This window comes from Phenylobacterium sp. (assembly GCF_004799395.1).
Classification (GTDB): Bacteria; Pseudomonadota; Alphaproteobacteria; order Caulobacterales; family Caulobacteraceae; genus Phenylobacterium.
The window spans coordinates 1-12,702 of the sequence record NZ_SSMZ01000267.1 but is presented as its reverse complement, the minus strand read 5'-3'; the positions used below and the strand labels follow the sequence as shown (position 1 = coordinate 12,702).

At 69.3% G+C, this 12,702-nt stretch carries 13 protein-coding genes; 8 read left to right on the top strand and 5 right to left on the bottom strand.

From position 1 onward, the window contains the following. The coding region (locus E8A12_RS17160) for an alpha/beta hydrolase (RefSeq protein ID WP_293371039.1) at window positions 1-1,022 on the bottom strand (1,022 nt) is incomplete at its 3' end. 73 nt (window positions 1,023-1,095) lie between these two features. Then, window positions 1,096-1,794, bottom strand: coding sequence for a DnaJ C-terminal domain-containing protein (locus tag E8A12_RS17155; protein ID WP_293371037.1), 699 nt, complete (start codon window positions 1,792-1,794; stop codon window positions 1,096-1,098). Between the two features lie 91 nt (window positions 1,795-1,885). Between E8A12_RS17155 and pdxH the strand changes: the two genes are divergently transcribed. The 5 genes from pdxH (at window position 1,886) to E8A12_RS17130 (ending at window position 6,575) form a co-directional block, all read left to right on the top strand. Beyond that, window positions 1,886-2,551: a pyridoxamine 5'-phosphate oxidase gene (gene pdxH, locus E8A12_RS17150; RefSeq protein WP_293371035.1), complete on the top strand. Its 666-nt coding sequence runs from the start codon at window positions 1,886-1,888 to the stop codon at window positions 2,549-2,551. Continuing rightward, complete coding sequence (locus tag E8A12_RS17145; RefSeq protein WP_293371033.1) at window positions 2,548-4,035, top strand: bifunctional aminoglycoside phosphotransferase/ATP-binding protein; 1,488 nt, start codon at window positions 2,548-2,550, stop codon at window positions 4,033-4,035. Before pdxH ends, E8A12_RS17145 begins: the two co-directional genes overlap by 4 nt. Window positions 4,036-4,133: 98 nt before the next feature. Next, a complete protein-coding gene (locus E8A12_RS17140; protein WP_293371031.1) occupies window positions 4,134-4,322 on the top strand; it encodes a hypothetical protein in 189 nt (62 codons plus the stop codon). An 82-nt stretch (window positions 4,323-4,404) separates the two neighbouring features. Then, the gene (locus E8A12_RS17135) at window positions 4,405-6,051 is read left to right on the top strand and encodes a long-chain-fatty-acid--CoA ligase (protein ID WP_293371029.1); all 1,647 of its coding nucleotides are present in this window, start codon (window positions 4,405-4,407) and stop codon (window positions 6,049-6,051) included. Further along, window positions 6,048-6,575 carry a GNAT family N-acetyltransferase gene (locus tag E8A12_RS17130; protein ID WP_363212367.1) on the top strand — a complete coding sequence of 176 codons (528 nt, stop codon included), beginning with the start codon at window positions 6,048-6,050 and terminating at the stop codon, window positions 6,573-6,575. Before E8A12_RS17135 ends, E8A12_RS17130 begins: the two co-directional genes overlap by 4 nt. A gap of 3 nt (window positions 6,576-6,578) precedes the next feature. Here the strand turns inward: E8A12_RS17130 and E8A12_RS17125 are convergent, their stop codons facing one another. Continuing rightward, the gene (locus E8A12_RS17125) at window positions 6,579-7,475 is read right to left on the bottom strand and encodes an MBL fold metallo-hydrolase (protein WP_293371027.1); all 897 of its coding nucleotides are present in this window, start codon (window positions 7,473-7,475) and stop codon (window positions 6,579-6,581) included. A 7-nt stretch (window positions 7,476-7,482) separates the two neighbouring features. Continuing rightward, a complete protein-coding gene (locus tag E8A12_RS17120; protein WP_293371025.1) occupies window positions 7,483-7,893 on the bottom strand; it encodes a TIGR01244 family sulfur transferase in 411 nt (136 codons plus the stop codon). Window positions 7,894-8,003: 110 nt separating this feature from the next. Between E8A12_RS17120 and oppB the strand changes: the two genes are divergently transcribed. Together oppB and E8A12_RS17110 are read left to right on the top strand one after the other, a co-directional pair. Beyond that, the gene (oppB, locus tag E8A12_RS17115) at window positions 8,004-8,927 is read left to right on the top strand and encodes an oligopeptide ABC transporter permease OppB (protein WP_293371023.1); all 924 of its coding nucleotides are present in this window, start codon (window positions 8,004-8,006) and stop codon (window positions 8,925-8,927) included. 44 nt (window positions 8,928-8,971) lie between these two features. Continuing rightward, window positions 8,972-9,835: an ABC transporter permease subunit gene (locus E8A12_RS17110; RefSeq protein WP_293371021.1), complete on the top strand. Its 864-nt coding sequence runs from the start codon at window positions 8,972-8,974 to the stop codon at window positions 9,833-9,835. A 35-nt stretch (window positions 9,836-9,870) separates the two neighbouring features. Here the strand turns inward: E8A12_RS17110 and E8A12_RS17105 are convergent, their stop codons facing one another. Beyond that, window positions 9,871-10,422, bottom strand: a complete 552-nt coding sequence (locus E8A12_RS17105) for a hypothetical protein (RefSeq protein ID WP_293371019.1) — start codon at window positions 10,420-10,422, stop codon at window positions 9,871-9,873. Between the two features lie 377 nt (window positions 10,423-10,799). On the opposite strand from E8A12_RS17105, the gene E8A12_RS17100 reads away from it, so the two are divergent. Beyond that, on the top strand, window positions 10,800-12,702 hold a 1,903-nt coding region (locus E8A12_RS17100; RefSeq protein WP_293371017.1), incomplete at its 3' end, for a TonB-dependent receptor plug domain-containing protein.

The window sequence follows — 12,702 nt, the reverse complement described above, 5'->3', positions numbered from 1 at the left end:
CCCTGGGGGACCTGGATGTCGCGGCACAGCGGCACGCCGCGGTTCATCGCCGCCTGGGTGCAGGTCGACAGGAAGTCGTAGTGGCCGACGCCGGGCAGGGCCTTCAGCTGGGTGCGGGGGATCATCCGGGCCGCAACGCCGCCGTTGGTGTGCGGCGGGGCGACCGGGTCGGCCTCGCCCAGGATGATCGACACCGGCGTGGTCATGGCCGCCAGGCTTGCCGGATCGAAGGCCTGGACGATCGCCGGGGCCATGGCGAAGATCGCGCGCACGCCGCGAATCGTATGGTCGTCGCCGGCGTGGGCGACTTCCGCCGCGAGTTCGGGCGATTTCAGCGCTGCGGTGGCCTCGTCCTGGGTGACCGCCAGCTCCTGTTGCGGCTTGCAGACCCCGTCGTCGGGGTGCTCCTTGCAGAAGGCCTGGAAGCGGGCGAGGTCGACCCGCGCGCCGCCGGCCGCCAGGGCGGTGAAGCCGCCGGCCGAGAAGCCCGCCACGCCGACGCGCCGCAGGTCCAGGTGCGAGCCGAGCACGGGGTCGGAGGCCACCTGGTCCAGCGCGGCCTGCAGGTCGCCGGGACGGTCCCAGAACATGGTCGCGCCGGCCACGGTCATCTTGTCGACGCCGTTGTTGCCGGGGTGGTCGACGGCGATGACGATGAAGCCCTGCTGGGCCAGCACGGTGGTGAACCAGCCCATCATCCGCGCCGATCCGCCGAAGCCGTGGCTGAACAGGATCACCGCGCGGCGGCGCTGGTCGGCGAAGGGCGCGTCCGGGGCGGCGGAACCCACATAGAACATCGGCTGGCCAGGCGGGCCGAGGTCCAGGGACTTCTCGTCGGCCCCCTCGGCGGCCGGATACCAGACGGTGATGCGCACGGTCGGCTTGTGATCGGCGTCGCGCAGGGCGGCGGTGGGATTGGTGGTGGTGAGGTGGCGCTCGCCGACCGGCGTGGTGTCGGCCAGGGCCGCCGTGGCGGTCAGGGCGGCGACGGCGGCCATGGCGAGCAGGTTCAACAAATGCATCGGCGGCTCCGGGGAATCGTCGGCGCGACCCTAGGCGAGGCGCCGCATCCGCGCCGCTTAAATCGCCGTCAGGTCAGGCCGCCCAGGCGGCGGCGAAGCGGCGGAGCAGGGTGCGCGCGGCGCTGTCGGCCTGGCCCGGCGCGGCCGGCGCGAGGCGCAGGAAGAGGTGGCCCTGGCGGTGGGGTCCACGCGCCGGCAGGCCCTGGTTCGCCAGGCGGACCAGCTTGCGTTCGCCGGCCTTTTTGGTCAGCCAGACGATGCGTCGGCCAATGGGCGTGTCCACCGCCACGCGCCCGCCGTCGGCCAGCCGGCGCGGATCGACCGGCGCGGTGATCCACAGGTCGTCGCCGCGCACCTGCATCGCGGGCGCACCTACCAGCACGACGGGAAGCTCGACACCGTCGACCCGCACGGTGTCACCCTGGCGCAGGCCTGGCGGCAGGGTGACGCGCAACGTTCGGCCATCGCGCGCGCGGTGTTCGGCCACGCCGCCGCGCAGGGCGATTTCCGGGCCGAGGGTCAGCACCGCGGGCTGCGGCGGTCGCGGGACCGGCGGCTGGATGATCCGGTCGCGCACGGCCTCGGCCGCCTGGAGGCGGTGATAGGCCGCGACCACCTGATGGAAGTGCTCCTCACCGCCGCCGGGCCGGTCGGGGTGGGCGCGCTTGGCGGCTTCGCGGAAAGCCCGGCGCAGGTCGGCCGGGGTGTAGAACGGACCCACCCCCAGCACATCGCGCGCGGTCTTCAGTGAAATCGGCGGGGCGGAACTCATCTGCGCGCAGGATCGGGCCGACATGGTCAATGGCGGGTTAAACCTTGCCGCCTCTCGTGCTTTTCGCCCGCCTCGGGCTATATCGCAGGCGATGACCGAGAAGACCCTGATCCCGCCGTCGCCAAGCGAGGACGACTATGTCCGCCAGGTCGCATCCGCCGAGGCCTTGCCGCTGCTCAGCGACGACGATCCGTTCACGCTGTTCAACGAGTGGCTGCGCGAGGCGGTGGCCAAGGAACCCAACGACGCCAACGCCATGTCGCTGGCCACCGTCGACGCCGACGGCCTGCCGGACGCGCGCATGGTGCTGTTGAAGGAGGCCGACGCGCGGGGCTTCGTCTTCTATTCCAATGTCGGCAGCGCCAAGGGACGCGAACTGGCGGCCAATCCGAAGGCGGCGCTCTTGTTCCACTGGAAGTCGCTGCGCCGCCAGGTGCGGGTGCGCGGGGCCGCAACCCCGGTCTCGGACGCCGAGGCCGACGCCTATTGGACGACCCGCGCGCGTCCGGCGCAGCTCGGCGCCTGGGCCTCGGAGCAGTCGCGACCGCTGCCCGACCGGCTGGCCTTCGAGAAGAAGATCGCCGAGTTCGGACTGAAGTTCGGCCTGGGCAAGGTCCCGCGTCCGCCGCACTGGTCCGGCTGGCGCGTGGAGCCTCAAAGCATCGAGTTCTGGCGCGACCGGCCGTTCCGCCTGCACGAGCGGCTGGTGTTCGCGCGCTCGGGAGAGGGCTGGACGATCCACAGGCTGTTTCCTTGAGCGCAGCAGAAGAGGCCGCGCTCGTGGACTGGCTGAAGGACCAATCGGAACGGGCGATCGAGACCGCCTGCGCGCGCATCTTCCTGGCCGGCGACGTGGCCTGGAAGGTCAAGCGCAACGTCGACCTCGGCTACGTCGACTTTTCCACGCCGGAGCGTCGCAAGTGGGCGCTGGACCGGGAGCTGGAGTTCAACAGGGCCGCGGCGCCGGACATCTATCGCCGCGTGCGCCCCATTGCTCGTGGACCCGGCGGCTTCAACTGGGACGGCGGCGGCGAGGTTGTCGAATATGCCCTGGAGATGCGCCGCTTCGACGACGGGGCGGTGTTGTCCAACGATCCCGGCGCGATCGACGGGGCGATGGCCGAGGCGCTGGGTCGCACCATCGCTGGCTTCCACGCCGCCGCGCCCCTGCGCCCTGAGGGCGGCTGGAGCGCGCTGGCCTTCACGGTCGGCTCCAACGCCCATCTGCTGCGCGACCTGACCGGCGGGCTGGATCACCACCGGGTGGAACTGCTGGTCGCCCGGACCGCCGAGGAGCTGGCGCGGCGGAAACACCTGCTGGAGGCGCGGCGGGACGCCGGCTTCTCGCGCCGCTGCCACGGCGACCTGCACCTGGCCAACATCCTGGTGGAGGCCGGTCAGCCAGTGCTGTTCGACTGCATCGAGTTCAACGACCTGCTGAGCGACTTGGACGTGCAGTACGACCTGGCGTTCCTGCTGATGGACCTCGATTTCCGGGGCCGGCGCGACGCCGCGGTCCGGGTGTTGTCGGCCTATCTGGACGAGGCGGCGCGGGGCCTTCCGGATGGGCTCTGGGAAGGCCTGGCGGCCCTGCCGCTGATGCTGTCGGTGCGGGCCGGCGTGCGGGCCCACGTCTCGGCGCACTCGGGCGATCTGGCCCTGTCCCGGGCCTATGTGGAGGCCGCCATCGCGCACCTGTCGCCGCCGCCGCCGATGCTGGCCGCCGTGGGCGGCTTCTCCGGCGCGGGCAAGACCACCTTCGCCCGCGCCGCGGCGCCGGGGCTGGGCGCTTCGCCGGGCGCGGTGGTGCTGCGGACGGACGAGGCGAGGAAGCGGCTGGCCGGCGCTGGGCCGGTGGATCGCCTCCCGCCGGAAACCTACACCCCGGAATTCTACGCCCGGGTCTACGACGAGCTGTTCGCGACCGCCCGGATGTCGCTGAGGGCCGGTCACGCGGTGGTGCTGGACGCCACCTTCACCGAGCCACCGCTGCGCGCGCGGGCCGAGGCCCTGGCGGCCGAGATCGGCGTTCCCTTCCATGGCGCATGGCTGGAGGCGCCCGCCGAGGTGCTGGAAGCCCGTGTCGGCGGGCGGGTGGGCGACGCCTCGGACGCCACGCAGCAAGTCCTGCGTGACCAGATCGCGCGACATTCGGGCCAGCCGGCGGGTTGGGCTCGGGTCGATGCGACGCTGCCGACCGGCGAGGCGGCGGAGACGTGGTTGGAAAGCCTGAGGCGCTAAAGACCTCGCCCCAACACTGCCGCCAGACGGGGAGTCTTTTGAGCGACGCGTTTCGCAATCGAATTCCGATCGCAATCCCCCCGTGGCATGTTGCGTCCATGCTCGAGGACGATCCCAAGATGGAGCCGAAGTCGTTCGGCTTCTTTTCCGAATACTACGTGGAAATCACCTGGCCGAGCGGCCATGTGGACAAGGTGCAGAGCTTCCGCGACGAGGCCCATGCGCGCGGCTGGATCACCCAGGAGGGCCCCGCCTGGATCGCCAAGGCGCGCGGCCCGCGACGCTGAGGGGCGCCGCGTTGCTTCTGAACGCTGATAACAATAGCCTGATCGGGAAGACCGGCGGGGGCCGGCGTGGAGGAATTTGAAGATGCACGGGCTGATGCAGGACTGGCCGCTGACGGTCGACAAGATCCTGGACCACGCCAGGAACTGGCACGGCGACCGCGAGATCGTCAGCCGCTCGGTCGAGGGGCCGATCGTGCGCACGACCTACGCCGAGGTGCATGGTCGGGCGAAGCGCCTGTCGAGCGCGCTGAAGACCCTGGGCGTCAAGCCGGGCGACCGCTGCGCGACTCTGGCCTGGAACACCGCGCGCCACATCGAGGCCTGGTACGGCATCATGGGCATCGGCGCGGTCTGCCACACCCTGAACCCGCGGCTGTTCGCCGAGCAGCTCTGCTACATCATCAACCACGCCGAAGACCGGGTGATCTTCACTGACCTCACCTTCCTGCCGGTGCTGCTGGAGCATCGCGCCAAGATGCCGACGGTGAAGCACGTCGTCGTGCTGACCGACGAAGCCCACATGGACCCGGCGGCCTATCCGGGCGCGCTCTGCTACGAGACGCTGATCGCGGCGGCCTCGCCTGAGTGCGTCTGGGGCGACTTCGACGAGAACACCGCCGCGGCGCTCTGCTACACCTCCGGCACGACCGGCAATCCGAAGGGCGTGCTCTATTCGCACCGCTCGAACTTCATCCATACCCTCGTCACCATGGGCAAGGATGTGATGGGGATCTCGGCCACCGATACCGTGTTGCCGGTGGTGCCGATGTTCCACGCCAACGCCTGGGGCCTGGCGTTCTCATGCTCGGCGGTGGGCGCGAAGCTGGTGATGCCGGGCCAGAAGCTCGACGGCCAATCGGTCTATGAGCTCCTGGAAAGCGAGGCGGTGACCTTCTCCGCCGCGGTGCCGACGGTCTGGCAGATGCTGCTGGGCCATATGCGCGAGAACAAGCTGGGCCTGTCGACCCTCAAGCGCGTGGTGATCGGCGGCTCGGCGGTGCCCGAAGCCCTGGTCCGCGCCTTCCGCGACGACTACGGCGTCTCGGTGACCCACGCCTGGGGCATGACCGAGACCTCGCCGCTGGGGACGCTCGCCACGCCATCGGGCAAGACCATGCACCTGGACGACGAGGCGCAGCTGCGCTTCACCCTGAAGCAGGGCCGTCCGCCGGTGGGCATCGAGCTGAAGCTGGTCGACGATGCCGGCGAGCGGCTGCCGCACGACGGGACCACCTTCGGCCGGCTGATGGTCAAGGGTCCCTTCGTGGTCGGCGAGTACTTCAAGGGCGACGGCGGCGACATCCTCGATGACGAAGGCTTCTTCGACACCGGCGACGTGGCGACCATCGACGAGCACGGCTTCATGCAGATCACCGACCGGGCCAAGGACGTGATCAAGTCCGGCGGCGAATGGATCTCCACCATCGAGATCGAGAACCTGGCGGTGGGCCATCCGAAGGCGGCGCTGGCGGCGGTGATCGGCGCGGCTCACCCGAAGTGGGACGAGCGGCCGGTGCTGCTGGTCAAGCTGCAGCCCGGCGTAGAGTCCTCCAAAGAGGAGTTCCTCAGCTTCCTGGAGGGCAAGATCGCCAAATGGTGGACGCCGGACGACGTGGTTTTCGTCGACGACATCCCGCTGGGCGCCACCGGCAAGATCGACAAGAAGCTGATCCGTGAACGGATGAAGGGCTATGTCCTGCCCACCGCCAAGGCCAAGGAAACGGCTTGAGCGGCATCCCGCTCAACCCCGCCACTGAAGCCGATCTGCCGGAGATCGCGGCGCTTTCGAACTGGGCCTATCGTGGGACCGGGCCGCAGTCGAGCTGGACGGTGGAGAGCTATCTCGAGGGCGAGCGGACCAACGAGGACGCCTTGCGCGCGGACCTGGCGGCGGCGCCGGAGGCGCAGATCCTGACCTGGCGCGACGCAGCCGGCGAACTGCAGGGGCATGCCTGGCTGGAGCCGGGCGCGGACGACGTCTGGTATCTGGGCCTGCTCTCCGTGCGGCCCGACCGGCAGGACCGCAAGCTCGGCCGCACCCTGCTGACCGCTGTCGAGGACCACGCCCGCGAGCGCGGCGCGCGGCGGATGCAGATGACGGTGATCAATGTCCGCGACACCTTGATCGCCTGGTACCAGCGCCGCGGCTATGCGCTGACCGGCGAGGCGCGGCCGTTCCCCTACGGCGACGACCGCTTCGGCAGGCCCCGACGCGACGACCTGGCCTTCGTGGTGCTGGAGCGGGGCCTGTAGGCGCTAGGCAAGCCTGTAGACTGTGTCCGGACCCGGCGGACCCCCGGCTTCGACGTCGCCGCCGCGTTCCAGATGGATGATGGCGGCCAGCATGGAGCGGGCGGCGGCGGGCCAGAGGCGCTCGTCCACGTCGCGGTAGAGTTTGGGAACCAGGTCCTTGATCCGCCCCGGGCCGTCGGCCAGGGCCAGCAGGATCTGGTCGATACGCTCCTGGCGGTGCTGGGCGTAGGCGTCGATGAACGGCGCTGCCTCGCGGATCGGCGGGCCGTGGGTCGGCCAGAGCGTCGTGAACCCGCGCGCGCGGACCTTGGCCAGGCTCTCCAGGTAGTCGGTCATGTCGCCGTCGGGCGGGGTGATGACCGTGGTCGACCAGCCCATGATGTGATCGCCGGAGAACAGCGCGTTCTCTTCCTGCAGGGCGTAGCAGAGGTGGTTGGAGGTGTGGCCGGGCGTGGGGATCGCTTCCAGCGTCCAGTCCGGGCCCGCGATCGTCCCGCCGCCGCAAAGGCTGACGTCGGGCCTGAAATCGTGGTCGTGACCGGCTTCCATCTTCACCTCGCCGGTGTCTTCGACCTCGTGGCCGGCGACCGCGCAGCCGTAGATGGTCGCGCCCGTCGCAGCCTTCAGCGCGGCGGCCAGCGGCGAATGATCGGAGTGGTGGTGGGTGATCGGGATGGCGATGACGCTCTCGCCCTCGACCGCCTTCAGGATCGCGGCCAGGTGGGCCGGGTCGTCGGGGCCGGGGTCGATCACCGCGACCTCGCCATGGCCCAAGATGTAGGTGCCTGTGCCCTTGAAGGTGAAGGGCCCCGGATTGTTGGCGATCACCCGGCGGATCAGCGGCGAGACCTGCTGGACGACGCCGTATTCGAATTCGATCTCGCGGACGTAGGGGATCATCCGCGCATCATCCGCCGAGCGCGCCGGAAAGGTCGTAGCCGGCCGCCCGGCCGAGGCTGACCAGCTCCCCGCGGGTCCGGGCGCCGGACATCGCCTGGCCGATCGCCCATGCGGTGATCGAGCGGGTGCCGGAGCGGCAATAGGCCAGCACCGGGCCCTCGGCGGCGTCCACCGCCTGGCGCATGGCCTCGACCTCCGCGGGGCCCGGGGCGCCGCGCACGGGGATGTGGGCGTAGGTGAGGCCTGCGGCTTCCGCCGCCGCGGCGATCTCGGCGGCGGCGGGCTGGCCCGGATCCTCGCCGTCGGGACGGTTGCAGATGATGGCGGTGAAGCCCTGCGCCTTGGCCTCGACGACGTCGGCGACGCTGATCTGGGGCGCCGTGGTGAAGTCGTCGGTGACGCGTCGGAAGTCAGTCATGATGGTCTTTCGTTGAACGGTCGGGCCCTTCGTTGACATCATCGGGGGCCGGTGGAATTTTCGCAACGCCCGGCCCTGCAATGGCGACCCGCCAGAAGCGATTTTAGCCCATGTTCCGCTTCATCGGCCGACGCCTGCTGGTGGCGATCCCGACGCTCCTGCTGGTGGTAACCCTGGCCTTCTTCATGATGCGCGCCGCGCCCGGCGGGCCGTTCGACACCGACCGCAGGTTGTCGCCCGCCATCGAGCAGAACATTCGGGCCAAGTACGGCATGAACCGGCCGCTCAGCGTGCAGTACCTCAGCTATCTGGCGGGCGTGGCGCACGGCGACCTGGGGCCGTCGCTGAAGTACCGGGACAAGTCGGTCCTGCAGATCCTCAAGGAGAACTACCCGGTCTCCCTGAAGCTCGGCGGCTCGGCGATCCTGCTGGCCATGCTGATCGGGGTCAGCCTGGGGGTGCTGGCGGCGCTGCGCCAGAACGGACCGGCCGACTATGGCGTCATGGCCGTGGCGATCCTGGGGGTCTGCGTGCCGACCTTCGTCACAGCGCCGCTGCTGGTGCTGGCGTTCGCCTCGAAACTGGGCTGGCTGCCCAGCGCCGGCTGGAACAACGGCGCGTTGGTCAACATGGTGCTGCCGGTCACCGTGCTGGCCCTGCCGCAGGTCGCCATCATCTCGCGTCTGACCCGGGCTGGCATGGTCGAGGTGCTGCAGTCCAACTATGTGCGCACCGCGCGCGCCAAGGGGCTGTCGGAGGGGCGCATCGTGGTGCGCCATGCGCTGCGCGCGGCCTTGCTGCCGCTGGTCAGCTACCTCGGCCCGGCCTGCGCGGGGCTGATCACCGGCTCGCTGGTGGTGGAGAAGATCTTCAACCTGCCGGGCCTGGGGAAGTTCTTCGTGATCAGCGCCCTGCAGCGCGACTACACGGTGGTGATGGGCATGGTCATCGTCTACGCCGGCCTGATCCTGGCGCTGAACCTGGTGGCCGACCTGGTCGCCGCGGCCATGGATCCCAGGGTGCGGTTGTCGTGAGCCTCGGGGTCCTGGTCCCCGGGTCGCACAGGGGCGCGGCAGACATGGCCCGAGCGGCGCTTAGGGGCCGCAGTCTCTGGGACGACGCGCGCCGGCGGCTGATGAAGAACCGCGGGGCGGTTGCGGGGATGGCGGTGCTGGCCTTCCTGGTCCTGGCCGCGGCGGTCGGGCCCTATCTCGCGCCCTACGGCTACGACCAGGTCAACAAGGCTGACGTCTGGGTCGCGCCGCTGGTCCACGGCCACCTGATGGGCACGGACGCGCTGGGGCGCGACCTGCTGGCGCGCCTGCTCATGGGCTTGAGGGTCTCGCTGGCCATCGGGCTGGTGGCGACGGCGGTGTCGCTGGCCATCGGGGTGGCCTGGGGCTCGGTGGCGGGCTTCGTCGGCGGGCGGGTCGACGAGGCGATGATGCGCATCGTCGACGTGCTCTATTCCCTGCCGTTCATCTTCTTCGTGATCCTCCTGATGGTCACCTTCGGGTCGAACTTCATCCTGATCTTCGTGGCCATAGGCGCGGTGGAGTGGCTGACCATGAGCCGCATCGTGCGCGGCCAGACGCTGACCCTGAAGCAGAAGGAATTCGTCGAGGCCGCGCGCGCGGCGGGCCTCAGCCAGGGCGGCATCATCGCCCGCCACATCGTGCCGAACCTCCTGGGGCCGGTGGTGGTCTATGTGACGCTCACCATCCCCGCGGTGATCCTCGCGGAGAGCTTCCTGAGCTTCCTGGGTCTGGGCGTGCAGCCGCCGATGGCCTCGCTCGGCACCCTGATCGCCAGCGGGGCCGCGGACATGGAGCTCGCGCCCTGGCTCCTGGTCTTCCCGTCGGCGGTGATGGTGGCGGCGCTGATGAGCTTCAACTTCATCGGCGACGGGCTGCGCGACGCGATCGATCCGAAGGACCGGTAGCTTCCTTTCCCGCGCAGCGGGAAGGGAGGAGATCGCTACTCGTCGCGGTGGACGCGAACCTCGCGCTGGTTTGCGATGGTGGCCAGGTAGCTGCCCATCGAGGCCTTGTGGATCTTCACCTTGTCGCCGGCCTTGGGGTCGATCGGGATGTCGGTGAGGTCGACCTGTGACCAGGTCGAGCCGTCTTCCAGCTTCAGCACCCATTTGCCGCTCAGGGCTTTGCGGGCAGAGACCACGGTGGTCTCGTTGGCGACGATGTCCTCCGGCTTCTCGCCGCGCGAGAAGATCGACATCGAGGGCAGGGTGAAGCCGAAGGCCTGGCGGCGGACCTTGCGGGCCTGCTCGCGGTTGACGACCACGACGTCGCCCTTGGCCTCGGCCTGGTCGAGCGCGTGGGCGGCCTTGTCGTAGCAGGCGAGGCGGGCGGCAGCGTCGGTGAGCTTGGCGCAGTCGGCGAGCTCTTGCACTTCCTTGGCGCGTTCCGGCGTCGCCGCCGGCGCGGGATCGGCGGCCAGCGCGGGCCCTGAAAGAGCGGCGATCACCATGGCCGCGGCGACCCTGCGCGCCAGAGTCCCAGAAACTGTCATCAGATCGATCCCCAACTGCTAGCCGGCGCCCATTGAAACCCGCCCGTGCGGCGCGCGCAATCGATCGATCCAGGCGGTGCGCCTCGGGCGTTTTTGTGGCGGTGGAGCTTCACAGTGTTGCGGCTGCATATTGGCGACGGGATGGCGGCAAATGCGTCCTGAAGGGGCGAAACGTGCGCGCACTACGGCCCGCGCGCTCATTCTGTGACCAGAATGCGACAGGTCTGCGTCGTCAACATTGCGGCAAGCTAATGTTCGTTGACCCGCAGTTGGATACGCCCGTAACTCCGCCGTAACCGGGGCCGACTGGGTTTCTGGGAACGAATTTGTTTGGGGGTAGGCGTGTCTTTCGAGACCGCCGCTGGAGGATTTAGACCTTGAAAATTCAAAGCACGCGGGAGCGCCTGTTGGCCTCCTCGATGATCTGCGGCATGGCCTTCCTTGGCCTGTCCGCGACCGCCGCCAGCGCCGCCGCCGCGGCCGATGCGAACGGCGATGTCGCTGAAATCGTCGTCACCGGCACCCGGCTCCCGTCGCCGAACCTGACCTCCATCGCGCCCGTCACCACGGTGGGCAACGCCGAGATCAAGGCCGAGGGCGTCACCCGGATCGAAGACATCACCAACTCCCTGCCGCAGGTGTTCGCGGGCCAAGGCTCCTCGATCACCAACGGTTCGAACGGCACCGCCACGGTCAACCTGCGTGACCTGGGTTCGTCGCGCACCCTGGTGCTGATCGACGGCCTGCGTCTGATGGCGGGTGACCCGCAGTCCGCCCGCAGCAGCGCCGCCGACCTGAACTTCATCCCGTCCGCCCTGGTCGAGCGCATCGACGTGCTGACCGGCGGCGCCTCGGCCACCTACGGCGCCGACGCCGTGGCCGGCGTCGTCAACTTCATCATGCTGAAGAACTTCGAGGGCGTCCGCCTCGACGCGCAGTACTCGGGCTACCAGCATGACAACAACAACTCGACCGGCCAGGCGGCTCTGACCGCCGCGGCCAAGACCGCGATCCTGCCGTCACTGGACGCCATTCCCGGCAACCAGTTCGGCGGCGAAGGCTCCGAGGTCAGCCTGGTCATCGGCGCCAATGCGCCGGACGGCAAGGGCAACGTCACCGCCTACGCCACCTACCGCCAGAACAACTCCATTCTGGAAGGCACCCGCGACTTCAGCGCCTGTACCCTGGCGTCCACTGCGGCGGGTTTCGGTTGCTCGGGCTCCGGCACGGCCTATCCGGCCCGGGTCGGCAGCTTCCTGGTCGATCCGACCACCTTCAACACCTTCCGGCCCCGCGTGGCGACGGACGTGTTCAACTTCGGCCCGGCCAACTACTTCATGCGGCCTGACGAACGCTACAACCTGGGCGCCTTCGCCCACTACGAGATCGCGCCCTGGGCCGACGTCTACATGAACACCATGTTCATGGACGACCTTTCGACCGCCCAGATCGCCGCGGGCGGCATCTTCGCCGCGACCTTCAGCGTCAACTGCGCCAACCCCTTCCTGACCGCCCAGGAAAAGGGCCTGCTGATCCCGACCGCGGCTACCGGCGGCGGCACCTGCGCCACCAACCCGGCCGGCATCTTCACCGGCACGATCTCGCGCCGCCTGCTCGACGCCGAGCAGACCGGCCGTCTGACCCAGTTCCGGCACCAGGACTACCGGATCGTGATCGGCATGAAGGGCGATCTCGGCAAGAACTGGAACTACGACGGCTACATGCAATACGGCACGGTGGTGGTGAACAACCGCCAGTCCGGCAACTTCGACACCACCCGCATCAACCAGTCCCTGAACGCCGTCACCGGCCCCAACGGGACGCCGATCTGCAACCCGGCCGGCAACCCCGACGCGGGCTGCGTGCCGGCCAACATCTTCTCCTCGGCGCTCATCTCGCCGGCGGCGATCAACTTCCTGTCGATCAACAGCTTCAACAGCGGCAGCTCGACGGAACGCGTCGTCAGCCTGGCCTTCACCGGCAAGCTCGGCGATTACGGCCTGAAGAGCGCGTGGGCTTCGGAAGGCGTGGGCGTCGCCCTCGGCGCCGAGTACCGCCGCGAGCACCTCGACAACGTCGCCGACTTCCTGTCGACCAACGGCCTGGTGAACGGCAACGGCGGCGCCGCACCGCCGGTCAACGGCAGCTTCGACGTCTACGAACTGTTCGGCGAAGCCCGCGTGCCGCTGATCAGCGACATGCCCTTCGCCAAGGACGTGTCCCTGGAACTCGGCTACCGCTTCTCCGACTACTCCTCGATCGGCGACACCAACACCTACA